At 57.6% G+C, this 25,607-nt stretch carries 23 protein-coding genes; 12 read left to right on the top strand and 11 right to left on the bottom strand.

Annotated features, from left to right (window positions below):
* The first annotated feature begins 115 nt into the window (after window positions 1–115).
* Complete coding sequence (locus Pan97_RS09015) at window positions 116–916, top strand: TrmH family RNA methyltransferase (protein ID WP_144971777.1); 801 nt, start codon at window positions 116–118, stop codon at window positions 914–916.
* Window positions 917–918: 2 nt separating this feature from the next.
* On the opposite strand, the gene folD is transcribed toward Pan97_RS09015, so the two are convergent.
* Window positions 919–1,803: a bifunctional methylenetetrahydrofolate dehydrogenase/methenyltetrahydrofolate cyclohydrolase FolD gene (gene folD, locus Pan97_RS09010; protein ID WP_144971775.1), complete on the bottom strand. Its 885-nt coding sequence runs from the start codon at window positions 1,801–1,803 to the stop codon at window positions 919–921.
* A 333-nt stretch (window positions 1,804–2,136) separates the two neighbouring features.
* On the opposite strand from folD, the gene Pan97_RS09005 reads away from it, so the two are divergent.
* Entirely contained in the window at window positions 2,137–3,846 is a 1,710-nt protein-coding gene (locus Pan97_RS09005; RefSeq protein WP_144971773.1) for an NADPH-dependent assimilatory sulfite reductase hemoprotein subunit, read from the top strand.
* A 95-nt stretch (window positions 3,847–3,941) separates the two neighbouring features.
* Here Pan97_RS09005 and Pan97_RS09000 read toward each other — a convergent pair whose 3' ends face one another.
* Complete coding sequence (locus Pan97_RS09000; protein ID WP_144971771.1) at window positions 3,942–5,597, bottom strand: formylmethanofuran dehydrogenase subunit A; 1,656 nt, start codon at window positions 5,595–5,597, stop codon at window positions 3,942–3,944.
* Window positions 5,598–5,625: 28 nt separating this feature from the next.
* Window positions 5,626–6,744 (bottom strand): twin-arginine translocase subunit TatC, encoded by a 1,119-nt coding sequence (tatC, locus tag Pan97_RS08995; RefSeq protein ID WP_144971769.1) that lies wholly within the window; start codon window positions 6,742–6,744, stop codon window positions 5,626–5,628.
* Between the two features lie 480 nt (window positions 6,745–7,224).
* On the opposite strand from tatC, the gene Pan97_RS08990 reads away from it, so the two are divergent.
* From Pan97_RS08990 to Pan97_RS08975, 4 genes are all read left to right on the top strand, one after another.
* Window positions 7,225–8,196, top strand: a complete 972-nt coding sequence (locus Pan97_RS08990) for a type I phosphomannose isomerase catalytic subunit (RefSeq protein WP_144971767.1) — start codon at window positions 7,225–7,227, stop codon at window positions 8,194–8,196.
* A gap of 286 nt (window positions 8,197–8,482) precedes the next feature.
* The gene (locus tag Pan97_RS08985) at window positions 8,483–8,743 is read left to right on the top strand and encodes a hypothetical protein (RefSeq protein ID WP_144971765.1); all 261 of its coding nucleotides are present in this window, start codon (window positions 8,483–8,485) and stop codon (window positions 8,741–8,743) included.
* A 94-nt stretch (window positions 8,744–8,837) separates the two neighbouring features.
* Window positions 8,838–9,800: a pseudouridine synthase gene (locus Pan97_RS08980; protein ID WP_144971763.1), complete on the top strand. Its 963-nt coding sequence runs from the start codon at window positions 8,838–8,840 to the stop codon at window positions 9,798–9,800.
* 24 nt (window positions 9,801–9,824) lie between these two features.
* Window positions 9,825–10,676: a dihydroorotate dehydrogenase electron transfer subunit gene (locus Pan97_RS08975; RefSeq protein ID WP_144971761.1), complete on the top strand. Its 852-nt coding sequence runs from the start codon at window positions 9,825–9,827 to the stop codon at window positions 10,674–10,676.
* Between the two features lie 29 nt (window positions 10,677–10,705).
* On the opposite strand, the gene rpsT is transcribed toward Pan97_RS08975, so the two are convergent.
* Window positions 10,706–10,984: a 30S ribosomal protein S20 gene (rpsT, locus tag Pan97_RS08970; protein ID WP_144971759.1), complete on the bottom strand. Its 279-nt coding sequence runs from the start codon at window positions 10,982–10,984 to the stop codon at window positions 10,706–10,708.
* A 73-nt stretch (window positions 10,985–11,057) separates the two neighbouring features.
* On the bottom strand, window positions 11,058–12,500 hold the full coding sequence (locus tag Pan97_RS08965; RefSeq protein ID WP_144971757.1) for a tetratricopeptide repeat protein: 1,443 nt from the start codon (window positions 12,498–12,500) through the stop codon (window positions 11,058–11,060).
* A 166-nt stretch (window positions 12,501–12,666) separates the two neighbouring features.
* Between Pan97_RS08965 and cobA the strand changes: the two genes are divergently transcribed.
* Window positions 12,667–14,211 (top strand): uroporphyrinogen-III C-methyltransferase, encoded by a 1,545-nt coding sequence (cobA, locus tag Pan97_RS08960; protein WP_165698669.1) that lies wholly within the window; start codon window positions 12,667–12,669, stop codon window positions 14,209–14,211.
* On the opposite strand, the gene Pan97_RS08955 is transcribed toward cobA, so the two are convergent.
* Window positions 14,208–15,257: a prenyltransferase/squalene oxidase repeat-containing protein gene (locus Pan97_RS08955; RefSeq protein ID WP_196782330.1), complete on the bottom strand. Its 1,050-nt coding sequence runs from the start codon at window positions 15,255–15,257 to the stop codon at window positions 14,208–14,210. The two genes, cobA and Pan97_RS08955, sit on opposite strands and share 4 nt — an antisense overlap.
* Before the next feature lie 161 nt (window positions 15,258–15,418).
* Window positions 15,419–15,601 (bottom strand): hypothetical protein, encoded by a 183-nt coding sequence (locus Pan97_RS08950; protein WP_144971755.1) that lies wholly within the window; start codon window positions 15,599–15,601, stop codon window positions 15,419–15,421.
* A 287-nt stretch (window positions 15,602–15,888) separates the two neighbouring features.
* Here Pan97_RS08950 and Pan97_RS08945 point away from each other — a divergent pair, with 287 nt between their 5' ends.
* Genes Pan97_RS08945 through coaD form a run of 3 tightly spaced genes read left to right on the top strand, consistent with a single transcriptional unit; the run spans window position 15,889 to window position 18,289 of the window.
* Window positions 15,889–17,049 carry an aminotransferase class V-fold PLP-dependent enzyme gene (locus Pan97_RS08945; RefSeq protein WP_144971753.1) on the top strand — a complete coding sequence of 387 codons (1,161 nt, stop codon included), beginning with the start codon at window positions 15,889–15,891 and terminating at the stop codon, window positions 17,047–17,049.
* Window positions 17,050–17,099: 50 nt separating this feature from the next.
* Window positions 17,100–17,741, top strand: a complete 642-nt coding sequence (locus Pan97_RS08940; protein ID WP_144971751.1) for a hypothetical protein — start codon at window positions 17,100–17,102, stop codon at window positions 17,739–17,741.
* Window positions 17,742–17,785: 44 nt separating this feature from the next.
* Window positions 17,786–18,289, top strand: a complete 504-nt coding sequence (gene coaD / locus Pan97_RS08935) for a pantetheine-phosphate adenylyltransferase (protein ID WP_144971749.1) — start codon at window positions 17,786–17,788, stop codon at window positions 18,287–18,289.
* On the opposite strand, the gene Pan97_RS08930 is transcribed toward coaD, so the two are convergent.
* From Pan97_RS08930 to Pan97_RS08920, 3 genes are all read right to left on the bottom strand, one after another.
* Window positions 18,286–20,592 (bottom strand): TIM44-like domain-containing protein, encoded by a 2,307-nt coding sequence (locus tag Pan97_RS08930; protein ID WP_144971747.1) that lies wholly within the window; start codon window positions 20,590–20,592, stop codon window positions 18,286–18,288. The genes coaD and Pan97_RS08930 overlap by 4 nt on opposite strands.
* 316 nt (window positions 20,593–20,908) lie before the next feature.
* Window positions 20,909–21,949: a protein arginine kinase gene (locus Pan97_RS08925; protein ID WP_144978248.1), complete on the bottom strand. Its 1,041-nt coding sequence runs from the start codon at window positions 21,947–21,949 to the stop codon at window positions 20,909–20,911.
* 132 nt (window positions 21,950–22,081) lie between these two features.
* Window positions 22,082–22,591 (bottom strand): UvrB/UvrC motif-containing protein, encoded by a 510-nt coding sequence (locus tag Pan97_RS08920; protein WP_144971745.1) that lies wholly within the window; start codon window positions 22,589–22,591, stop codon window positions 22,082–22,084.
* A 289-nt stretch (window positions 22,592–22,880) separates the two neighbouring features.
* Between Pan97_RS08920 and trpE the strand changes: the two genes are divergently transcribed.
* Together trpE and Pan97_RS08910 are read left to right on the top strand one after the other, a co-directional pair.
* Window positions 22,881–24,395 (top strand): anthranilate synthase component I, encoded by a 1,515-nt coding sequence (trpE, locus tag Pan97_RS08915; RefSeq protein ID WP_144971743.1) that lies wholly within the window; start codon window positions 22,881–22,883, stop codon window positions 24,393–24,395.
* 32 nt (window positions 24,396–24,427) lie between these two features.
* On the top strand, window positions 24,428–24,748 hold the full coding sequence (locus tag Pan97_RS08910) for a putative quinol monooxygenase (protein ID WP_241676376.1): 321 nt from the start codon (window positions 24,428–24,430) through the stop codon (window positions 24,746–24,748).
* 46 nt (window positions 24,749–24,794) lie between these two features.
* On the opposite strand, the gene Pan97_RS08905 is transcribed toward Pan97_RS08910, so the two are convergent.
* Window positions 24,795–25,499, bottom strand: coding sequence for a class I SAM-dependent methyltransferase (locus tag Pan97_RS08905; protein ID WP_144971741.1), 705 nt, complete (start codon window positions 25,497–25,499; stop codon window positions 24,795–24,797).
* Between the last annotated feature and the right edge of the window lie 108 nt (window positions 25,500–25,607).

The following is a 25,607-nucleotide window of genomic DNA, read 5'->3' as shown; positions in this document are numbered from 1 at the left end:
TCTGTCGCCCTTTCAGGGCTAACCACTTCTTGAAACGCCTTCCAGGGGCTTACGCCCCTGGCTATTGTCTGCCGCCCTTTCAGGGCTTGGGAGGTTTACCTACTGACCACCATCTATGCCAGAAATCATCCGTTCCCTCCAGAACGCTCAGATCAAGTCGGCCGTTAAGCTTCGTGACCGGCGTGGGCGCATGCAGCAGAAGCGAACCGTGGTGGATGGCCTCCGCGAGATCCGCCGGGCTCTTCAATCGTGCTTTCCGATCGAAACGATCTTCGTGTTTCCCGACGCCATCTCCGGTCCTGAGGCCGCCTACTTCGAACAACTTCTAGCCGATTACGGCGACATCCCCATCCTGCACGTCACCCGCGAAGTGATGGAGAAACTGGCGTTCGGTCAACGCATTGAAGGGGCCGTCGCCGTCGCAAAAGTTTCGGAAAAGAAGCTGGCGGACATGGTTCTTCCCGAGTCTCCGTTGGTCGTCGTCATCGAACAAGTCGAGAAGCCCGGCAACGTCGGGGCCATCTTACGCACGATGGACGCCGTGGGAGCCGATCTCCTGATTTCGGCCGATGGCCGCACCGATTTGTTCAACCCCAATGCGATTCGCGCGAGCCTGGGGACGATCTTTTCGATGGCGGTGGTCGATGCGACCTCGGAAGAGACGATTGCGTTTTTAAAGGACAACCAGTTTCAGATCTATGCGGCCAGGGTCGATGGGTCGGTACCCTACACGACGGTCGACATGCAGCAGGCCACGGCCTTGGTTCTCGGCAGCGAAGCACACGGCCTCAGCGACCAGTGGCACCAGGCAGGGATCGTCAACATTCACCTGCCGATGCAGGGAATCGCCGATAGCCTGAACGTTTCGACCACTGCGGCAGTCCTGCTGTACGAATCGCTGCGACAGCGATCGTAGCGTTAGCCGCCGGCCTGAATCATGGCGGCCTGAAGCGTATTCTCCATCAGCATCGTGACCGTCAGCCGTCCGACACCACCCGGCACCGGCGTGACGGCTCCGGCGACTTGCAGCAGGGCGTCGTAGTCGACGTCGCCGCAAAGGCCGTCATCGGTGCGATTGATCCCCACGTCGACGACCACCGCTCCTGGCTTCACCATGTCGGCCGTCACAAACTTGGCGACGCCGATCGCCGCCACCAAAATGTCGGCCTGGAGGGTCAGTTCTTTCAGATTCGGCGTGCGACTATGGGCAACCGTAACCGTGGCATTGGCGTAGTCGGAACCGCACGTCTGGCTGGTTCGCTGCATGAGCATCAGCGCTAACGGCTTGCCGACGATATCGCTGCGGCCAAGGATAACCACGTTCTTCCCGGCGGTCGGCAGATCGAAATGTTTCAGAATCTGGACGACCCCATGGGGTGTGCAAGGCAAAAAGTTCGGTCTTCCTTGAGAAAGCAGACCGACATTGCTGGGGTGAAAACAATCGACATCCTTACGAGGATCGATCGCATCCAACACTTCCGAGGCATCCAAGTGCTTGGGAAGAGGGAGCTGAACCAAAATGCCGTTGACGTTGTCGTCTTGGTTAAGCTGCTGGACCAGGGCCAGAAGATCCGCTTGCGAAATGTCTTCGGCCCTGCGAAACAACTGACTGGTCATTCCGACCTTGGCACAGGCCCGCTCCTTGTTCCGCACGTACACTTGGCTGGCCGGGTCTTCACCCACCAAAACCGCTGCCAGACAAGGAGTTACGCCCGTTTTCGCTTTGAATTGTTCGACTCGCTGGGCGATATCGTCTTGCAAAGCGGCAGAGACCGTTTTTCCATCCAGAATCGTCGCAGTCACGGGGAACCTCGTTCATCGAGTAGCAGGCACGTGGGAGAGACTCATTTTATAAGCCGACACCCCAGCGCAAACTACCACCTCAAGGCGAATGTCCCCCGTTTGTCCCTCCCTTCAGGGCAGCGAAACGGGTTGTCAATTGTCAATTTAGGCAAGAAGGATCAGCTAAACGGCGACAAATTGACGCATTACGAAGAATTGAAGGAATGTGTATATTAGGCGCGTTGTCCCCTGTTTTGGCCGGATTGCCATGACCTGGGGACTTTTAGCGTGCCGAAGAACTGAATTTTCGCAGGCCATCCTCCTGCCACCTACTTACCCACATAACTTAGCTCCATGGCTTCCACTGATAACAAGCTGAGCCCGGTTGAGGGCATCAAAGACGAAAGCAACTACCTGCGCGGCACTGTCGCTGAAGAACTGGCCGACGGAACGGACCATTTCAGCAAGGAAAGCATCCAGCTGATCAAGCATTTCGGGATGTATCAACAGGATGACCGCGACGCTCGCGCCTCGAACCGAGCCGCCGGCGGTGGCAAAGATTACATTATGATGGTCCGCACGCGTTTGCCGGCCGGCCTCTTGAATAGCCAGCAAATGCTGGAAGAGTTGGATCTATGCGACGAAATCGGCAACGGTACGCTCCGCATCACTAGCCGCCAAGGCACGCAGTTCCACGGCATCCAAAAGAGCGATGTTCACCAACTCATGCAGCGTATGAAGGGGGTCGGCCTGACCTCGCTGGGCGCTTGCGGCGACGTCAACCGAAACGTCATGTGCTGCCCGGCTCCCTTCAAGAACAACGAACTGCACGACCAGATTCAAAAAACCTCGTTTGCGATTGCCGATCACTTCGCCCCCCGCACTGGTGCTTACCGCGAGATCTTCCTGCAAGATCCCGAAACGGGCGAGAAGACCCGCGTCGATGAAAACGGCAACGAAATCGTCGAACCGATCTACGGCAAGCATTATCTGCCGCGTAAATTCAAAATGGGCATCTGCCTGCCGGAAGACAACTGCATCGACGTCTACACCCAGGACTTGGGCATGATTGCCATCCACGAAGGAGGCAAGATCCTTGGCTATAACATCCTGGTCGGTGGCGGCATGGGGCGTACGCCCAGTGCCGACAAGACCTACCCGGCCTTGGGCATGAAGCTGACCTACGTTTCGCCGGAAGACCTGATCGGCGTCTGTGAAGCGATTGTGAAGGTCCAGCGCGACTTCGGCAACCGCGAAGACCGCAAGGTTGCCCGTCTGAAGTACACCGTCCGCAACATGGGCTTGCCGGAGTTCAAGAAGAAGGTCGAGGAATACTTCGGCCGCGAGCTTCCCGAACCGCACGAAGCCGACGTGACCGACTTCGACGACCACAAAGGCTGGTCCGCCCAGGGAGACGGCAAGTGGTTCTACGGCCTCAACGTCGAAAACGGCCGCATCGCCGACTTCGAAGATTGCAAGCTGAAGACCGCCATTCGTGAAGTCTGCACCACGCTCAACCCAGGCATCCACTTCACCGGCCACCAGGACATCATCTTCAGCGACATCGTCGAAGAAGATAAGCCAAAGCTGGAAGCGATCCTGAAGAAGCACAACGTTGTGCTGACCGAAGAAATCAGCAATACGCTGCGTTGGTCGATGGCCTGCGTTGCTTGGCCGACCTGCGGGCTTTCGATCACCGAAAGCGAACGGGCCTTGCCTGGCATGGTCGACGACCTGGAAAAGGAAGTCGCCAAGCTCGGCCTGCAGGACGAGAAGTTTACCCTGCGAATGACCGGCTGCCCCAACGGCTGTGCTCGCCCTTACAACAGCGACATCGGCCTGGTCGGACGTGCCAAGGAAAAGTACACGATGTTCCTCGGCGGCCGCCTCTTGGGCAACCGTTTGAGCTACATCTACAAGGACATGGTCCCCGCCGACGAAGTCGTTCCGGAACTGGTGAAGGTCTTCACCGCGTTCAAAGAGCAACGCAACGATGGGGAAAGCCTCGGCGACTTCTGCGATCGCCTCGGCCAGGAAAAGCTGCTGGAAGCCACCGGCGGCTAAACCGCATCTCCATTTCAAGCCAAAACAAAAGGGCACGCTCAATCGTGCCCTTTGTCATTTCTTGTCCCCTCCGAGGCCGAGGGGACAAGAAAGACCTAAGAACTCGCCACGGTCTCCACCGTGCCCAGGTGTTCTTTCTCGATCGCAAAATTCCGGAAGCGGATCGTGTGGGCGTCATCAAACCACTTCTGAATCACCGGTAGCTGTCCCTCGTCCATGCCTGGCGAAACGGTGAATAGCTTGCCGAACACCTCGCCGCCGATCTCGCCATCTTCGACAATCACGCGGCCGGCCTGCACGACGTAGCGTGGCCTTTGGAACATCTTGGTGCGGTCGGTGCTGGGCGTGTAGATCGTCACGTCGGCGTCGGCACCTTCGCCGAGGTGTCCCTTGTGCTTCAGTCCCAACAGCCTGGCCGGCGCGGCCCGGGTGATGATGGCGATGTCGTTCAGTGAGTACTCACGATCCAGCTGGGCCAGCGTGGTCCGTTCACCCAGCAGCTTGTGCATTTTGCCGATCGCTTCGCGGCGGAAGGCCGAATCCATCAACAGGTGAATCACTTCCGGATAGCGGAAAACGGCACCGCCGTTGGGATGATCGCTGCTCATCGCGATCCGCCACGGGTCATCGATCAGCAAGTACCACTCGAGCGCGGCTGCCCACTGCACGGCATGCACCAGGGCTTTCTTCGGCTGGAACTCCATCGGAATCACGCCGCAGCTGGCTTCCAGCTCGCTATCGGCCGCGTACCAACGATTGCCGGTCAGCTTCGACAGGAAGTAACCAAACGGGGCGTCGCCGGTGATGCCGAGCGTCTTGCCTGGGTTCACGTGGCCGACGTCGATCGAAATGTTCGGGTTGGCGTTCACATACTCGGCCAGTCGAGCCGCGTCAGAGCGGAAGCTGGACGGGTCGTTCTCGTCGCCGGCGTAGCTATGAAACTGCGTGTGAGCGAAGTGACCGCGATGTCCGTCGAGGGCTTGCATGGTGCGAAGCGTCGTCTCACTATTGCCTGGCACGCCCAGGTTGTTGCAGTGGATGTGTACGGCATGCGGCAGCTTCAAGCGATCGACCGACGCCGCCAGGTTTCGCACGATCGCCCGTGGCGAAACACCAAAGCCAGGGACTGGCTCGTCCAGTTGCTGCACCGTCTTGCGACTGACCTGCTTCCAGTTCTCGACGCCGCCAGGGTTCACGACCTTCACGGCATAGCCATGCGTTGAAGCGAGTGCCCAGGCCAGGTAGGCATCCAAACAGTCGTTCCGGTCTTCGCGAATGCGGTCCATCACGAACTGGTTGTTACCGAACAAAAGGTAGAAACCTTTGTCCAATAGCGGCGTATCGAGCAAATCTTCGTGAGCATGCCGCGCGTGCAAACCGGGGATGGCCGCATCCATGGCCGTTGTGTAGCCGAGCCCGGCGAACATGTAACCAGTACCAACGCAGCTAGGGAGCAGTCCGCCACTGGCACTACGGCGTCCTTCGCCGCGGGGGATTCCTTCGTCGCGGCGGTACTCAGGCGTCATCTGCCGCCCGATGTTCACCTTGGGGCCGGCGATGTGGCAGTGCATGTCCACCCCGCCTGGCATGATCACGTAGCCGCGGCAGTCGATGCGGCGATCGATCGGTGGGTGGTCTTCAGTCGGCGGGCTGACGATCTTGCCGTCCTTCAGCCACAGCGTACGCACCTCGCCATCGACGCCGTTAGCCGGGTCGTGAACGGTTCCGTTTTCAAGGACGAGGTATCCCATGAGCGAGTCCTTGCAGGTGCGCAACTAACTATGACTTGGCGGCAGGGAAGGGCTTTCGAATGCCCGGCATCCATTTGCACAAACCAATCCCTAAACCATAAAGCAGCGTCAGCGGCACCGCCAGCAGGAGCATGCTGATCGGATCGGAGGGCGTCAGCAGCATCGACAAAACAAAGATCACGATCACGGCGACTCGCCAGTTGGCGGTGTAGGCCTCAATGCTGAACAGACCAATACGGTTGAGCAGCAGCATCACCAGCGGCAACTGAAAACTGATCCCGAAGCCCAAGGGAAGCATGATCACGAAGCCCAGCCACTCGTTAATACGCGGGCGAGGATCGATACCGGTCATCAGATTGAACTGGAACAGGAAGTCGAGCACCGGTTCGAATGCCAGGAAGTAAGCGATCGCGGCGCCACCGAAAAAGAGGGACAGGCTGAAGGGCATGAAGATCCAGACGTACTTCTTTTCGTGCGGGTACAAACCGGCGGCCACGAACTGCCACAAGTGCCAGAAGATACCAGGGCTAGCAATGATGAAGCCGAACACGATGCCCGCTTTTAACCAGACCATGAAAACTTCTTCGGCACGCAGAGCCTCGGTCGAAGGTTGAATCCGCTGCCAGGTTCGCATACGAACGGGGGCCTCGGTCGGAAGCACCTTGGCGTTCTGCAGTGCCTTCAAGATATCTTCGTCCGAGAGGGACTCGTCGGTAGGCAGTTCTGCCGGGGGCACTTCTCTCTCCGGCTCTGGCGAAGCCTCGACCTCCGAACTAGCGTCAGTCAGCGGACGATTCTTGGCCTGGGATAACCGTTCGATTTCGGCCGGCTCGATCCACATATCGACGGCAATCCAGTCGTTTTCCTTCAAGTGGTTAGCGACCGCGGTTCGCTGCTTGCTGTTGAGCTTGATCCCGAGGTTTTCTTCCAACTGCGTGATCGACTTCGCTTGATAGTACCTGATCAAGGCGCTTTGGATCGGCTGCTCGAGAAACTTGACGACGTCGCTGCCGAAATACAGACCAATTGACACCCCCACGGCCAGCCAGATCACAGCGCGGAACAAACACTTACGTAGTTCCTCCAGGTGATCGCCGAAGGACATCGAACTGCCTTCGAAGAAATCATCGTTGATCTTGCTGTTCATTCCGAGAACCTCAGTGCAGGAAGCGCATCGCTATTTGATTGGCTGGGTGACAGAAAGTCGCAGTAAGCTTGTGCCTGAGCGGATCTGGGTGACCGACGGCTGGCCTTAATTCAGGCCGACCGCTTCACGCCTATCGAAGCGAACAGGTTGTCTTACCATGTCGGTGGATCCTGCCCGGCACCCCGAAAGAGCACTTCGCGCGACAGCAATGGGGCTGAGAAATGAGCCGGTCCTGCCACCAGACATAGTTTTATCCTATCAACGACTCGGTTTCGTTACAATATGCGGCAGTGGGTCCAACCACTCTGGTCCCCTCGCCCTTCCCAAGGGAGAGGGCTAGGGTGAGGGTTGGTGCAGCGGGTACCAGCTTCGCCCCTCACCCTAACCCTCTCCCCAAAGGGGCGAGGGGACAGGATTTCGCAGCCAAATAACACGCACAACCGATATAACCGTTCGACTCGCAGCTAAGAGGGAACCGCCGTGTCGCTGAACTATCCTTTGATCTTCAAGCCAACGTTTCGAGACTACATCTGGGGCGGCCGGCGGCTTGGCACGGTGCTGGGCAAGCCCATTCCGGAAGACGGGATCTTCGCCGAAAGCTGGGAAGTGGTCGATCATGGCGAAGACCAGAGCGTCGTGGCCAACGGCCCCGAAGCCGGTAAAACGCTGGGAGAGTTAGTCCAGCAGTTTCCGCAAGATCTCTTCGGCGTGAAAGCTCCGACCGAGACGTTTCCGCTGTTGTTCAAGTTTCTCGATGCCAACCGCGATCTCTCGATTCAGGTCCATCCCAACGACGCCCAGGGAGCCCAACTCGATCCGCCTGATTTGGGCAAGACCGAGGCCTGGTACATCCTCGATGCTCAGCCAGGGGCCAAGGTCTATGTCGGCTTGAAAGAGGGAGTCACCCGGGAAGACTTGGCCCAAGCGGTCGAACAAGACACGGTCATCGAAACCATGCATGTCCTCCAGCCCCAGGCCGGCGACTGCTTGTTCATCCCGGCCAACACGGTGCATGCGCTGGGTAAAGGCCTGTTGGTGGCTGAGATCCAACAGGCCAGTAACACCACGTTTCGCTTGTACGACTGGGGCCGCGTGGGGGCCGACGGCAAACCCCGCGCACTGCACATCGAGCAATCACTCGACACGATCGACTACGACAAAGGCCCCGTCCAGCCGCAAACGCCCCAGGCAACGTCAGATCCGGAAATTGAACGCCTGGTCACATGCGACAAATTCGTCCTCGATCGCTGGGAATTCGACGACCGCAAGTCGATTGGCGACGAGAAACGCTTCCACATCGTAGCCGTCCTCGAAGGGAAAGTACGTTCGTCGCACGCCCACTTGGACCAAGCCCTGGGCAAAGGATCAACATTCCTGGTCCCAGCCGCCTGCGGTCCGCTGTCGCTAAGAGCTCTGGAACCGACCGTCCTGCTCGACATGTACTTGCCGTGAGGGGACAAAGGATTAGCCACAGAGCACACAGAGGTCACAGAGAAGAAGAATTTTGACCACGGATTTCACGGATAGGATGAAGAATGGACGAGCCAACAGTGGCACCAACTTCCCAGTTCTTTCCCATCCGTGATATCCGTGGTTACTTCCCTCGGTGATCTCTGTGTCCTCGGTGGCTAATGCCCTCTTCCCAGGACCCAAATCGGTTCTCCATTGCGGGAATCCGGGGAAATCGGTATGGTTCGCGGAAATGACCTCGGGTTTTCCCTCTCGGAGACTTTCCCCCATGTTGGTTCGCCTGGCGATGATCGGCCTGTTTTTGCTGACCACGGCCGGCTGCGCGAATTTGGCGGGACCCAACTGGTTCAACCCAGGCACCGTCCAGCAACAACGCATAAGAGCTTTGTACAGCGACCCTTACCCGGATACCGATGCCGGACCGGAAATGTTGGGCGTGCGGCCTCGCGAGTTCAGCTCGTCGCTGCCTGAGGCGGTCAAGAACCAGCCGTACAGCTATCTCGATCCTTACGGAAACCCCGCGTTTTAGCCGGTTTACGCTCGCTACCCATGGGCTAAGTAGGACTCCAGGCTTATCATAGAGCCATTCGCAAGAGTCCTATTTATCGCAGTCTGCTGGCCCCATGCCTGGTTCATCGTCCTCACTCGTTCGTCTCCACAAAGTCCTCGCCGAAGCCGGAATCGGCTCGCGCCGCAAATGCGAAGAGATCATCCAGGAAGGACGGGTCGAAGTTGATGGAGAATTCGTGACCGAACTGGGCACCTCCGTCGATCCGGCCAAACAAGAGATCATGGTCGACGGCCAGCGAATTCGCGTCCGCCGCAAGCAGTACTTCATCCTGAACAAGCCGGTCGGCGTGGTCAGCACCAACTTCGATCAGGCCGGTCGAACCCGCGTGATCGACCTGGTCCCGCAAGACGAGCGGCTGTTCACCATCGGGCGTCTCGACCGCCAGAGCGAAGGGCTGATCATCATCACCAACGATGGCGAGTTGGCCAATCACCTGGCTCACCCTCGTTACGGCGTCCCCAAGACGTATCACGTGGAAGTCGCTGGATCGGTCTCGGTTGAAGAGATCAAGATGATCCAAAGCGGCGTCTACATCGCCGAAGGCTTCGTCAAAGCCGAAAGCTGCCGCTTGAAACAGAAACGGGGCAAAAGCTCGATCCTTGAGATCGTCCTCCGCGAGGGCAAGAATCGCGAAATTCGCCGACTGCTCGCCAAAGTCGGGCACAAGGTCCTGCGTCTGAAGCGCATTTCCATTGGTCCCCTTAAGCTCGGTGACGTTCCAGCCGGATCGTTCCGGGAATTGAAGCCCTCGGAAGTGAAAGCCCTGCGCGAGGCCTCGGAAGCAGGTTCCGCCAAGGGTGCTCCGAAACGCAAACCAGCCGGTCGCCGCACGACCGGCACCAGCCCAGGCAAGACGACGGTCAAAAAGGGTGGAACCACGTTCCGCGGTGGTAAGAAGAAAAAGACCAAGCAGAAGACCGGCCAGTCGCCGACGGTTAACGAGTCGCGCCGTGGTCAGGGGCGAGCCGTGAAACAAAAGCAGGCTTCCAAGAAGAAGCAGATGCGCCGTAAATAGTGCCCGATCAAGGATTGCCAGGCCATGTCCCAGTTCCACTTCCAAGCGATTTCGATCGTCGAAAACGTTCCCCTCTCGGCGAGAATCTATCGAGTACGCTTCGAAGCCCCTGAGATCGCCGCGAAGATTCGGCCTGGCCAGTTCGTCATGGTTCGCATTGCCGACTGCTTCGATCCGCTGCTGGGACGCGCCTTCGCTCTGTATGACGTGATCGCCGGTGACGATGGACAGCCCAAGTACGTCGACGTCGTCTACCAGGTACACGGCAAGCTCACGTCGCGGCTCAAGCAGCTCGAACCGGGGCAGAAGCTGGAAGTCTGGGGCCCGCTGGGTAACGGCTTTACGATTCCCGAAACCCAGCACCTGATACTGGTTGCCGGTGGCATCGGCCAGACCCCGTTCCTGGCGGTCGCCAAGCAGGTCCTCGGCCAGCAGTCGTACGGCAGCCAGCCTTTCAGCACCGGCAAGCCTAAGAAGGTCACGCTGTGCTACGGGGCCCGCTCGGTCTCGGACTTCGCCGGCCTCGATGATTTCAAGGCCACGGGAATGGACGTTAAGATCTGCACCGACGACGGCAGTGCAGGGCACCACGGGCTGGTGACCGATCTGCTTGCGCAGGCAATCGCCGAAGGCGTCGGCCAGGCCCAAGTGCTGTGCTGTGGTCCTGAGAAGATGATGGAAGCGGTCAGCAAGCTAACGACCGAGCGAGAGATCCCTTGCCAGGTTTCCTTGGAAACGCCGATGGCATGTGGTATCGGGATCTGCTTTACCTGCGTTGCCCCGGTCCGCCAGGAAGATGGCAGCTGGGACTACAAACGAACATGCGTCGAAGGACCAATCTTCGACGCATGCGAAATTGCTTGGGAGCATGCCTGAGATCTGATATCAGGCAGCCGCGAAAAGAACTAGGCAGAAGCCTTGTCTTTGGCGGACTTGATGTGATGGTTCAGACGCGACTTCAGGCGCGAAGTGGTCTTTTGGTGCAAAACATTCTTGGCACCAGCCTTGTCCAGCTTCTTGACCGTCGTGCGGAACAGTTCGTCTGCCTTTTCGAATTCATTGGCCGCGACGGCTTCTCGAACCTTACGGATCGAAGAACGAATCGAGGACTTGACCGCGCGGTTGTGGGTGCGGCGAACAGCATTCTGGCGAAGACGTTTTTTGGCGCTCTTGGTATTAGGCATGATTGAACCGGGTAACTCGGAAACGAACAGTCCTTTGTCAGACTCTTAATGGAAGCTAATCATCATGCCGGATTTACTTGAGTTTGTCTAGCCGTCGCTTTACATCTTTGTAGCTTGGATCCATTTTCTCGAGTCTTTTCAGATAAGACGTTGCCGAAGTCCACTCCTTGAGCCCCTGAGCGAGCACGCCGGCTCGGTACAGAAGAAGCTTCAATCGTTCGGAACTCAAGGTGTCAGCATAGTTTAGGGCTTCTTCGTAGGTCTCCATGGCCGTCACGAACTTTTTACGAGCCTGCAGACACTCTCCCTTGCCTAAGTAGCAAATTGCTAAAAGTTTTTCATCGGCAAGCGAGATCTCGTCAAACAGCTCTTCGGCCTGCTCGTAATTTCCCATCCGTTTGAGCCGCAAACCGAGTTCGTACTTGATCAGCAAGTCGTCTGGATGACGCTCGTTCCGCTTGGTGTAAATCTCTAATTCCAGTCGGTTGAGGTCCGTCTTGGCCGTTTCGACCAGATCGAGAAGCTGGGGACTCGATTGAGCAGAGGCCTGGTTTTCGGCCATTTTGTACCGGTGGCGGGCCTTAAGGATCAGCAGATCTTCCTGCTTTTCGGTCAGTTCGATCGAATCGCCAAAGTGGGCCTGGGCCTCTTTCCAGACCGCTTCGGCCTCGAAGAACTTCCCTTCGTCGACCCATAAATCCATCAGCTTCAGGTAGTTCTCGAGTTGATCTGGGTCGGCCTCGATCTTGGCTTTCAGCTTTTGCTTTGCGTTCAGTTCGATCTTCGTGGCCGGACGTTCCTGCACTTCCGACTTTCTTTCTCCTGCCTGGCCGGCTTGTCGGCGGCGAACTTTGGCCGCGTCGGCCGGATCGATCCGGTTGGTCACCGTGGCCAGGCCCTTGGCTCGGCGTTCGCGGTCGATGGTCAGCTGCGAAATCATCTGATTCGCTTCTTTGTCTCCGCGGTTCTTTTCTTCGATGAAGTGCCACAGGGAAATGGCCTGATCGAACTGCCCCACACGCCCCAAGTAGCGAGCACAGTGACGCATCACTTCCATGTCGCCCGGCGAGCCGTCCATCGCGTTTTTCATGTAACGCAGGCCCACCTCGTTGTAGCGCATCGCTTCGCACGCATCGACCATGGCCCGCAGCGTCACGCTGTCGTAAGGGTTGCTCTTGAGCAGATCGATCCCTTCCTTGATGACGTCCTGCCACTTCTTGGCCGATAACGCCTTCTTCAGGCCCCCTTTGCCACCGAAACCAGAAAACAGTGAGCCTTTCTTCTTCCCTTTGAACTTCAGGTCCAGGTTTTCGAGCATCTTCTCGACGTAAACCAGGTTCGCCGGGTCTTTCTTGCAGCAATCCCCCAGTAGACTATGCGCGTAGTCATAGTCGTACTTAGGCTTGCTCATCATTTGCGTTGCGTGGTCAAACAGCCGCTGCAACTGAGTGCGCAGTGCAGGCGAGACCTCGTAGTCGGCATCTTCAGATACTGAGAAACTTCCACCGTCAGACATAAGCCGGGCCAAATCAATCAGATACGCGTGAGGAGTTTTTAGTTCTTGCCAAGCACAATAATCCGTTACTCCTATTGTATCAACCGCTTCCGTCAGAGGGTGGATTCGTTTTAAATCAGGGAAGCGTAATTTTCCATGCCTAAAACCTCTCTTTTGAGGGACCGCTGTGACACCCACCGATCAAGATTCCGCTGACGCAGGAACCGGAACCGTCTATCTGGTAGGTAGCGGGCCCGGTGACGCGGGTCTGATCACGCAGCGCGGCATCCAGTGCCTGCGGCAGGCGGACGTGGTCCTGTACGACTACCTCTCGAACCCGGAACTGCTCGAGTACGCCATTTCAGCCGACGAGATGCACTGCCTGGGTAGCCATGCCCAGCGCAAGCTGTGGTCGCAAGATCGAATCAACGAAGAGATGATCGCCCAGGCCAAGCAGGGCAAAAAGGTCGTCCGGCTGAAAAGCGGCGATCCGACCGTCTTCGCCAGGGCCACCGAAGAGATCGAAGCCCTGCGGGCCGCCGACGTGCCGTTTCAGATTGTGCCTGGCATCACCACGGCCTTGGCTGCCAGCGCCTATGCCGGTATTCCATTGACCCACTCCGACTACGCCTCGGCGGTCGCGTTCGTTACGGGGCACGAAAAGCCCGGCAAGGATGGCTCGGCGATCGATTTCGCCAGCCTGGCCAGTTTCCCCGGGACGCTGGTCTTCTACATGGGGGTCACTACGGCTCCGCAGTGGTCGGCCCAGTTGATTGCCCATGGCAAGTCAGCCGATACGCCGTGCGCGATCATCCGCCGCTGCAGTTGGCCTGACCAGGAAACGTTTCGCTGCACGTTGGGCGAGATCCCCAACCTGCTGCATTCCGGATCAAAGATTCGCCCGCCGGTGATTACCGTGGTAGGGGAAGTCGCCCAGGACCAAAGCATCCCGAACTGGTTCGAAGAGCGGGCGCTGTTCGGACAATCGTTCCTCATTACGCGTCCGGAGCACCAGGCATCTGAACTGCGTTTGCCGCTGGCGGAATTGGGCGCGGAAGTCTTCGTGCAGCCGGCTATCGATATCAATTTCGCCAGCGACCAGGCCCCGCTCAACGATGCGATCGCCAACTTGAAATCGTTCGATTGGATTGCCTTCTCCAGCCGCAACGGCGTGGTGTTCTTCATGGAACGCCTCCGCGCTCTGGGCTTCGACTTCCGCCTGCTGGGGCACCTGAAGATCGGCGCGATTGGCCCTGGCACGGCCGAACAGCTGCACTACTATGGCTTCAAGGCCGACGTCATCCCGGACGAGTACCGAGCCGAATCGTTGGTCGCAGCGATGGCCGACCAGGTCGCCGGCAAACGCGTTCTACTGCCGCGAGCTTCACGCGGACGCGACGTGCTGCCGGCGGGTCTGACCCAGCATGGCGCCGACGTGACGGAAGTGATCGCCTACCAAAGCACCGACGTCACGCAGGTTTCACCAGAGGTGCAGCGGCAGATGGAGTCAACCGGGTTCGATTGGGTCATCGTCACCAGCAGTGCGATCGCACGGGCAACGGCTCAGTTGGTTCCCGAAGTGATGAAGAGCAGCAACATCGTCAGCATCAGCCCAATCACATCCGACACGATCCGCCAGCTAGGGTACGAAGTAACCGTTGAAGCGAAGGTCTACACGATGGACGGCATCGTCGAAGCGATTCTCGCGTACGAAGACGAGAATTCGGTTTAACGCTGATAAATCGGCAAATAGCCCATGTCCAGCTGCATCATGATCAGGTTGCAGGCCGTGACGTAGATGGGGCCGATGCTGGTTTCGTCCCAGTAGCCTTCGCTGTTTTGCTCGCCGGTGATGCGATCGTACAAACGGTTGCGGAACGCTTCCCAAAATGTCTTGTCGTCGGTCCCTTCGCGGTAGACGACCTGCGAGTAGTACAGGTACGAGTAGTGCCAGTGGCTGAAACTCTGGGCCTGGGTTTGGATCTGGTAGAGGTTCTTCTTGCAGTAGTCGAGCATCTTCTGCACGACGTCTGACTTCGTTTCGCCGGCGTTCTGCAGGCAGCAGATCGAGGCGGCCGTGATCGCCGGGCGGGACGTGCCACGGTTCTTCGAGCTATACGAAATGCCTCCGTCCGGATTCTGGCAATCGTAGATGTACTTCTTGGCGTTCTCGATCACCTCGGTCGGAACCGGGATGCCGGCATTGCGGCATCCGCGAAGTCCTTGCACCTGGGTGATGGTGGTCGAACCTTCGTCGAAGTCGTTACCGTCCTTCGCGCTCACGTAGCCCCAGCCGCCTGACTTGGTCTGGGCGAAGACGCTGAACTTCACAGCATTGGTCAGAATCTTGATCAGTTCTTCGCGACGCAGCGAGTCTTCTTCTTCCCCGAGGACCTGCGAAAGGAAGAGCATCGAGAAACCGTGACCGTACGTGTAGCGGTTGTCGGTCAGCGGATCGCCGATCAAGCCGTTGGGACGCGCCTTGGATACGAGAAATTCCACCGCGCGGCGGAGGTTCTCGGAGTAGGGGCCCTGCATGGTGGTCGAACCCGACGCACACAAGGCCGTGCCAGCCAATGCGGTCATCGCCGTGGGATAGTTGGCGGCGGTCCAGTGACCGAGTCTCGATTGCGTCCGCTGTACCCAAGCCAAGCCTTTTTCAACACAGGCTTCCCAGGTGCGGCGTTGTGAATCGGACGGAGGTGCTGCCCAGAGAGGTGGAGCAGCGGCGGCTGCGGATATTCCCCCGAGCATTCCCAACATTCGTCGACGATTCATATTCAGCACTCGCTATCTCCCTTGATTTGCTTTGGCTTTGCTCTATTTTTCCAACCAAAGCGAACCACGTAAAGCAAACTTTCTCGTTACCAGGGGGCGAGTAGCGGAAAGACGCACAATAGACCGGGCGAATTCCCACACAATGGGCTAGATGCGCCGAACTATTTTTGTTCAGCGAAGGTGGTATAAGACAGAAACCCAAGGATCGCAGAACAGATCACAAACGCAATATCCATCGTCATGCTGGCGCCACCGAAGGGGACACCTGCCAACAGGTCGAGCGCGAATACCAGAATCAGGAGAACGGAGACACCCATTCCCACAATCGTCAGCGCTTTCGGCATTGGCAACTCCTGGAGCAAATCAGCGATACGCTACGGTAGTGAAAAGACAAATTTTGACCAATTTATCTAGCCCATCCAGTATACCTCAAGCTTAGGCAATGTCACCTAGAGTGCACAATCTGCCTGATCAAGGGTTACGCGACGAGCATTACCCGCCGCTTCGATGATGTTGGGCAAGTGGAAAAGTCTTTAAATTGGTACGGAACCGGCCCGGTGAAAAACGTCCTAATTTACGACGTAACTATATTTCCAACAAGTCTTTCAGTCGATCTTAAAAGAAGCTTTTCATGACGTTTTCTAATGATTCTCGCTGGCAGTCCTTCCGAGATGCGATGCCAGTGACCCAGAAGTGGGCCTATTTCGATCACGCGGCGGTCGCCCCATTGCCCCAAGCGACCGCTTTAGCAATTAAAAATTGGTGCGATCAGGCCGCCCATGAGGGGGATGTCGTCTGGCTCGAATGGGAACGAGCAGTCGAAAACACCCGAGCTTCCGGGGCCAGGCTGATCGGAGCCCGAAAGGAAGAGATCGCTCTGGTCAGCAACACGACCCACGGGATCAATCTCGTGGCGGAAGGGCTGGCCTGGAAGCCGGGCGACAACCTGGTCGTGCTGGGGAACGAGTTCCCCTCAAATCTCTATCCCTGGCTTCATCAGCAAACCAAGGGAGTCGAGGTGCGCGTCATTCCGGTCGATGGCGTCCAGCCTGACCTCAACCGAATTGCCGAGGCCTGCGACGAGCGAACTCGGCTGCTATCGATCAGTTGGGTTAGCTATAAGACCGGCTGGCGGATCGATCCGAAGACGCTCGCCAAGATCGCCCACGACGCCGGGGCGTTGTTCTTTCTCGATGCAATCCAAGGGATGGGGGTCTTTCCGCTGGACGTTCGCGACGCCGATATCGACTTCCTTGCGGCCGATGGCCACAAGTGGATGCTCGGGCCGGAAGGGGCAGGACTGTTCTATGTGAAGCAGGAACTGCTCAGTGAGCTGCATCCCATCGGCATCGGCTGGAACAGCGTCGCTGGCCGGAAGAACTTCGACAACATCGATCTCACGTTCCGCGACAGTGCGGCTCGATACGAGGGAGGTTCGCAGAACATGCCTGGCCTGATTGGATTGGGGGCGAGTCTTGACCTATTGCTTGAGTATGGCGCCGGGCCGAAGACTTCCGCCATCGGAGATCGCGTGCTCGAAGTGACCGATTATGCCTGCGAAAAGCTTACGAGCGTCGGTGCCAAGATCCTGGCCAGTCGGCAAGGGGACGAACGCTCGGGCATCGTGTCGTTCCAGATGCCTGGCAAGTCGCCGCAAGACCTTCGCGCGGCGGGTCAGAAGATGGGGGTAAACTTTAGCGTTCGCGGCGACTTTGCCCGCATCAGCCCGCATGCCTACAACAATCAGGCCGATATCGGGCGATTGCTAGAAACACTGGCCTCGGTCGATTAAGCTTTCAGCTGTTTAGAGCCTGTTTCGCAATAGCTGACTCGGAAAAGCCGATGGTTGATTTCACTGACAAAGAGGAAGAACTGGCCGAAGTGCTTCCCAGCGAACCGGCCCGGCCGAAGAAGATCACGATCGTGGTCGTGATCGCCATCATTCTGGCCGTCCTTTACCTGATGGGTTTCCTGGGCACGATCCCCGGCTTGATCATGCATGTGGTCTCGCCAGGCGGCTTCAACTTCGCCCCGCAATCAGACGATCCGCAGTTTCGGATGCAAGCCGAAATGCAAGCGAACATGGCCCAAGTGACTCAGACGTATTTCATCCCCATGATACTGCTGGCGATTGCCTCGCTCGCGGTCGGCACCCTTTTGCTCTATTCCAGCATTCAAGTGCTTCGTCGCGGACAACTTGGTGATTATCGTTTGCTCAACAATACGTTCATTGCCGCGATCGGACTGGGCATTGTGAACAGCATCGTGACGGTCTTGGTCCAGATGGCCAATTGGGAGGCGATGAACAGGGCGTTTAGCGCCGAGAACGTCGGTCCGCAAGCCGAGTTTCTCAAGAACGTCATGATGTTCTCGATGGTCATCGGCGTCGGGCTGGGCATTGCCTTTCAGCTCGCCCAACTGATCTATTTCATCATCGCTCGCTGGATAATGGGTCACTACATTACGAAACTTGAACAGTCGTAATACGCCCCCTGACACCTTGCTAGAAACACGTTTGGACTGAATCGATGGCCGATGGCAACCGAATCGCCGTTTATGTTGGATCGTTCGACCCGATCACGCTGGGGCATCTGAACCTGATCGAGCGGAGCAGTAAGCTTGTCGATCGCTTGATCGTGGGGATTGGCATCAACGCCGAAAAGACGGGACTGTTCACCCCGGACGAACGAGTCGACCTGGTACAGCGCGTGACCGCCGAGATGCCCAACGTCGAAGCGAGAACCTTCGATGGCCTGGCCGTCGAGTTCGTTCGCAGCGTAGGTGCCTACGTGATGATCCGCGGCATTCGTCCTTTGACCGACATCGCCGGCGAGTTCACGATGATGATGGCCAATCGCAAGCTCGACAGCGAGATCGAAACGATCTTCCTCATGGCCGACGAAGAGTACGGGCATGTTTCCAGTTCGCTACTCAAGCAGATCACGCCCCTGGCCAACGACGAGCAGTTAGAGAAATTCGTCCCCAGTTCGATCATCCCTGATCTACGTGCCAAGCTATCCCGTAAAGGTTAGTCGTTCCAATCGGCCTTCAAGTGTAGCTCGCCATCATCGGCGGGAGGTTTGCCACGCAAAATCTCTTTCGCCTTCTGATACAGCACCGCTCGGCGGCGGCGGATGAGTTGCTTCAGGTCGTAGTCGGTCAGCCCGATCTTCTTGGCGACCTTGGCTAAAACTTTTTGTTCCTTCGCACAGACGCTGCCGTCGGCAAAGGCCATATCGATCATCTTGACCAGCCAGAACTGGCCCACGGTTTGATCTTCCGGGACGCTCACCTCCAGCCGATTCTCTTTGGCCGCCACGCACATCTCTTTCAGCCGCTTGTTCGAGATGCCGTAGTGCGCGGCAAGCTCTTTGAGCTGCTCGATCTCCTTCGGATCGAACTGTCCGTCGGCGGCCGCCATGTAAACGATCCACGAGAACATATCGACGCTGCGCATTCCCTCGGTCCACTCTTCCAGCTGGAGCATTCGGGCACGAATCGCCGCTTCCACGTCATACCGGCTTAGCCCCAATTCGGCGGCGGTCGCGTTGATGTAAACCTTTTCCCAGGCTTCCATGCGGCTATCGATCAAGCTGACGTCAATCATTGCCATCAGCCAGCGTTTGACGACCTGCGAGTTCAAGTCTTTCAACCGGCGGCGATCAAGCTTCTCGCGGCCGCGCATCGCTCCGGCGAGCGTCGCGTTGTCGATCCCGCACTTCCTGGCAACTTCGCGGATGAAGTCCTTCGCAGCGGCCTTGGAAATGTGCAGCCCACCGGCTACCTGCCCCATCAACTGACAGAGCGTAACGTCGTCTTCCCGCACGACCACGTTGGGAGCGAGCCCGTCAATCTGGACCCCCTCGATCTCGCTCTTGGTGAATTCCGGCAGCTTTTGCTCCATCATCACCACGCGCTCGATCGGGGCGTCCTCGATGTTTTCGAACTTCATGACCGACACCTTCGTCTCGATCCCCTCGTAGGCCCGTTTCCGCAGGGCCATGGCAGCGGTCGACGTAAAGGGAAGCACGTCGGCCAGCGTCCATTCGAGGGCGCCATCGTTGAGCACCGTGTGGCAGAACTCGCACGCGTGCGAAGCGTTGTTCGACTCAGGGGCACCACACTTGGGGCAATGCGAACTGGTGATCGTGCGTTCGATCCGTGTCTTCGTTCCATGCTTACGCACCAGCACCATCATCGTGCTGATCTGCACTGGATCTCTTTCGAGTTCCAGTTCGCCTTGGCGATCGATCGTACCGCGGCGGGCCGTCCAGCGAATGTGCATCAGGGCCCTATCGAACGGCTGTTCGGCAATCACGCCCGAGACGTCCGCGGCCAGGATTCGCGGGTGAATGTAGACCATGCGTTTGCCGAATTCGTTCGGCTTAAGCTTCTTCTCGTAGCCGTCGCAAAAACGATTGGTCGCGACCTTACCCAGCGGATCGATCACGCCCAACCGGTCGGCCAGGAACTTGCGAAAGAAAATCACGCTCGCGCGGTCTTCCAGGTAATGCGAACTGAAGCCTTGGTCTTGCTTGATCCAGTAACGCGTCGCGCTGCTCATCTTGAACGGCTTGGTCACTTTCCAGGAAGACTGATCCGAGATCTCGGAAAGGATCCAGTCATGTTCGCCGGAACGAACCGTGCTCTCGCACGAAGGGCACTTCTCCCACTGGTTCACGGAAATGTCCGTACCGCAGTTGGGGCAGTGGCCATGGACCGAACCAAAGTCCTTCGACTTGGTCTGGGCTCCGCGGCGACGCAGGAAGGTCCATACCTCCGAGATCGGCTCCGTCTCTTCGGTAATGACGTCGGTTCCGTCCTGCTTGAGCCGATATTGGCGAACGGCCGAGCCGGAAATCCGCATCGAGATCACCTCGAATGCGTTCTGGTTGTTCTTGGAAGAAGTCACCTCGGCAGGCGAAAGATTATGCACCTGCAGCTTGATCGTCTTACGCGTACGCCCCAGGCTCTTTTCTTCGTCTAATCGAAAGGCCATCCGCTGGTAGATCCCATCGGACACAAACGAACGAATATCGCTCAGGTCGCCGGTGTCGAGGGCCTTTTCGACTTCGATATAGGCGTTGGTGGCCGCGATGCAGAAGTTCTGCAAGTCGAATTTAGGGTCCGCTTCCTGGATCGCCTGCAGCGCCTGATCCATCCGGCTGAGTTCTTTCTTCTTATTGCCCAGACGAATCATCGACGCGCTGCGCAAGCCGCCTGTGAGATGCTCCTGAAAGATGCCTGCCAGGATGAACAACGTAATCACCACCAGACTGATGCCATCGACGGCATCGGCAAGCAGAACGAAGTTTTCTGGCAGCAGGATGAACATAGGTGACGAGTTGACGAGGATGGTGCTGAATGAACAAGGATCGACTTGCCAGCCCCGATGGGCTGATGAGTAGTTGTCGAGTTGGAACTCTTGCCCGGCGACATCAGGCGAAGGTCGCTCAGGAAACCCTCACCCTAGCCCTCTCCCTGCGAGGGAGAGGGGACAAGATTTGGGCTATGTCCCGATAGCGTATTGCGAAACCGGCTTTCAATTCGCGAAAGCTACTGCGTATTCACGAAGCCGATTTGGTAATCACGAATCCGACAAGGTATTCGCCGAGTCTATAGAAATATTCAGGGAAAATCGACCGCCAGCGTTAATTTCGCTCGTCGCGGTGCTCTTTTCCTCGGTCTTGCAGATAGCGCCGCAAGTAGAGGGCTCGTTCGATGTTTCGGCCGGCGGTGTCCAACTCGTTGCCGCGCAGCTTCTGCAAATGCGCCGGCTGCGTTTCGACGAACAGCTTGTTGATGTCGGAGATTGCCAGGTCGTCGATCAGTCCCAGGTTCACCCCCATGCGAACGCTGGAAAGCAGGTGCATCGTCTCTTCGCTGCTGATCGTCTGCGCGGTGCACAGGATGCCGTACGCTCGGCTGATCTTGTCGTGCAGATCTTCGCGATTCTGCGTGATCAGGAAGTCGCGGGCCTTGCGTTCGTACTCGATAATCATCGGTACCACGCCGCTGACCTGGCCGATCAGTTCTTCTTCCGACTTGCCAAGGGTGATCTGATTGCTGATCTGGTAGAAATCCCCCATGGCCTGCGAGCCTTCGCCGTACAAACCACGCACGGCCAGATTGATCTTCTGCAGGCTGCGGAAGACCTTCTCGATCTGGTTGGTGATCACCAGGGCAGGGAGGTGCAGCATGACGCTCACTCGCATGCCGGTGCCGACGTTGGTGGGGCAGGCGGTCAAATAACCGAGCCGCTCGTGAAAGGCGTAACTGAGCTTGCTTTCGAGCTGATCGTCGACTTCGTTGATCTGCTGCCAAGCGCTGTGCAGATCGAGACCACTCTTCATCACTTGAATGCGGAGATGGTCTTCCTCGTTGATCATCACGCTCAGGCGTTCGTCGTTGTCGATCGCCACGCTGCGGGCACCTTCGGCCTCGGCGTGCTCGCGGCTGATCAACTGACGCTCGGTCAGAAACTGACGATCGACATGCGGCAGTTCATCGACACGCAGGTAATACAGAGTGTTGAAGCCGGGGATGGCCTGAAGGCGATCGTGCACCATCTTCTCGATCGACTTGCGATCTTGCGGAGTGCAACGGCGAATGAAGGGGAACTCAGCCAGATTGCGAGCCAGGCGAATACGACTGCTGATCACGATATCGGACTCAGGCCCGCTACCGCGCATCCATTCGCCAGATCGACATGCCAATTCTTTGAGTTCCACTTAAATTGTACCTTCACTCTCCAGTTGGGTATTCTCGGCCAGAGACGTCGTGTCGCCACTTTCCCACAATGTACGCTGCCCCACAGTGTAAGCTTACGACTCACCTTCCTCAATCTTACGGATTTCATCCCGGATTTGGGAAGCACGCTCGTAGTCTTCCTTTTCTATGGCAGCTTTCATGTCGTTATGAAGCTGAATCAATCGCGTCTGATCTTGCGACGACTGATGATGATGCTTGGGATGCTTGCCGCTGTGCTGCGTGTCGCCATGAATATTGACGATTAGCGGATCCAGCTCGCTGCCGAAACAGGTGTAGTCATGCGGACAGCCAAGCCGCCCCTGGTTGCGGAACTCGTAAAAGCTGATGCCGCAGATCGGACAGACCTGCTCGTCGAGCTTGGCCAGTTCCTTGGCCGTGTCGGCCACTTTCAACTGATGGTGCAGCATCCCGGCAAGCGACGGCTGAATCGGCATGCCACCCGAGGGGTTCTGCGTCAGGTACGACTGCGCGCACTGCTCGCACAGGTGCAGTTCATGCGGTTTCTCGCCGGTGAGTTCGGTGATATGAAACGTGGCAGGCTTTTCGCATTGTTGACATTTCATGACGAAAAATCGCCTCCTATCACATGGGTTTTACGCCACTGGATGGTCTCGTTCCACTTGACGGCCCCCATCAGGTGATCGGCCGATCAACGTAAATCCAATTCGCAATTAGAGATACTGCGAGAGGATTATTCTGGATTCTATCGACGCCAAGGGGGGTGTCAAGATTAGACGCCATGCCGTTCAATGTTACCAGAGACCGATTATCGGTAGGCGTGAACATTTATGACGCCTCGCGGGTCTCCTCCAACGGATTGGCAAGCACTACCCTTTGGCAGACACCTGACATATGCCGTACCTCCCAGAGTTCTCCGAGTTTAAAAAGCTCGCGGAAAAGTTCGAGATTATTCCCGTTTATCGGCGCTTGATCAGCGATTCGATGACCCCGGTCTCGGCATTTCACAAGTTGGACGACGGCAAGCCAGCTTGCCTGTTTGAAAGCGTGGTCGGCGGCGAGAAGGTCGGCCGCTACAGCTTTATCGGAATTCACCCCGAATACCACCTCAGCGCGACACGTGATCAGGTCACTATCTCCAGCAAGCAAGGCACCGAGACCTTCACCAGCGCCAATCCGCTGGAAGAGCTTCGTAAGCGACTGGATACCGGCAACGTCGCCCACATCGAGGGGCTCCCCCCGTTTAACGGTGGCGCGATTGGTTACGCGGGGTACGACGTCGTTCGCTACGTCGAAAACCTCCCCAACGCCCCCGAGGACGACCGCCACCTGCCAGACCTTTCGTTTGGCTTCTACAACAACCTGGTCGTCTTCGATAACGTGACCAAGACGGCCTACGTCATCGTGATGGCCAAATGCCCTAAGGGGAAAGCCCACGACTACCAGGCCATCTACGATGCTGCCTGTCAACAGGCCGAAGAGATCGTCGCCCAGTTGACCAAGCACGACCCGACCCTCACGCCAACCGACATCGACTTGGCCGGCCTCCCGACGATACCGTACCGCTCGAACTTCACCCAGGAAGATTTTGAAGCGGCCGTTCGCAAATGTGTCGAGTACATCGTCGCTGGCGACATCTTTCAGGTCGTCTTCAGTCAACGGCTGGAAGTCGACATCCACAGCGACCCGTTCGAGATTTACCGCACGCTGCGGATTGTAAACCCGAGCCCGTTCATGTTCTTCCTCCGTACGCCTGACACCACCCTGGTCGGTAGTTCGCCTGAGATCATGGTTCGCGTGATGGATGGCACGGTAACCGTTCGCCCGCTGGCTGGCACGCGTCCGCGTGGCTTGACCGAAGCGGAAGACCTGCGTCTGGCCGAAGAGCTACTGGCCGATCCGAAAGAACGCGCCGAGCACGTCATGCTGGTCGACCTGGGCCGCAACGACGTCGGCCGGGTGGCCAAGTACCGCAGCGTCCAACTGTCCGATGTGATGGCCATCGAACGCTACAGCCACGTGATGCATATCACCTCGAACGTCACCGGCGAACTCCCCGCAGGAAAAGACGCGTTCGACGCGCTGGCGGCCTGCTTGCCAGCGGGTACCGTCTCCGGGGCACCGAAGGTTCGGGCGATGGAAATCATCGACGAGATCGAGCCCCATCGCCGTGGTCCGTACGCCGGCGCGGTTGGCTACATCGATTACGGCGGTAACATGGATACGTGTATCGCATTGCGAACGATCGTCATCCAAGACGGCACTGCCTACGTGCAGGCCGGGGCAGGCATCGTCGCCGACAGCGATCCGAAAATGGAATACCAGGAAACGCTCAATAAGGCCCGCGGTATTCTCAAAGCGATCGAGATTACCGAAAAACGATCGGCCGCTGCGAAGAGCGACAAGTAAACCCATCGAAACGACAACCCTGAGAAAATAGCATGCGCACCATGGTCCACGTTATCGCCACGATCAACCTGAAGCCTGATACCCGCACCGCCTTCCTGGCGCTGTTCCATGAACTGGTTCCGAAGGTTCTGGAAGAAGACGGCTGCATTAGCTACACGCCCACCATCGACGTCGATGCCAACCTGGGCGACGTGCAAGACGGCGGACGCGAGCACACCGTCACGGTCGTCGAAGCCTGGGAATCGGTCGAGCACCTGCAAGCCCACCTGGTCGCACCGCACATGAACGAGTACCGCGAACAGGTCAAAGACATGGTCACCGACATGAAGGTGCAAGTCTTGGCCCCGGCGTAGGTCAACACATCCCATCCGTGCAATCCGTGGTCACTCATCTCCTGTCTTACTTCCGTTCGAACTGCAGGAAGTAGTTCTCCTTGAACGACGGCACCTCCACCTCGTTCACAAAACGGAAACCTGCCTTTTCGATCTCGGCTCGGAAGACTTCTTTGCCGGCTCGGACGTGGTTAAGCGTCCACTCGCGGGACTCGCCGGGCACGCGGTTGAAGTCGATCACCACCAGCTTGCCGCCGGGCTCCAACGCTTTGTGAATCGACGCCAGCGACTCTTGCGGGTATTCAAAGTGATGGTACACATCGCAAATGAACGCCGCGTTGATGCTGCCTGGGGCCAGTCGAATATCATCCTGGCCGCACAGCACCGGCGTCACGTTGTTCAAGCTGCGAATCTCGGCCAGCTTCTCGACTCGCTCGACGAACCTCGGAGCGATGTCGAGCGCATAGACCCAACCTTTCTCGCCCACCGCTTCAGAAAACGGCTCGACGAACAGCCCCGTGCCGGTACCGATGTCGGCAACCCGGTCGCCAGGCGAAAGCTTCATCCGCTCGACGATCTCGCTTCGGGCGGCAAACACCTCGCGGCTTTCCACCTCGAACCGTTTCACGTAGGCCTCGACGTCGAGATCCGGGTCGAGAAACGAATCGTTGATCCCAGGCTTGACGCTTTCGGGAGCGGCCGCTTCTTGAGCCCAGGCCCGGGAACCGAATACCAAAACGACGAGCAAAGTGGCAAGCGATAAGTGACGCATGACGATCTTCTTCCAGCGAAGGTAACAATAGCCAACGATCTTACGATGTATTGGAATTTAGAAGCCGAAACGCCGCCGGTCAATCACTCGCCCGGCATGCTATGGCGC

The sequence above is a fragment of the Bremerella volcania genome (genome assembly GCF_007748115.1).
GTDB classification, from domain to species: domain Bacteria; phylum Planctomycetota; class Planctomycetia; order Pirellulales; family Pirellulaceae; genus Bremerella; species Bremerella volcania.
Note: the sequence above shows the minus strand (reverse complement) of the source record. Positions and strands in the feature narration are given on the sequence as shown.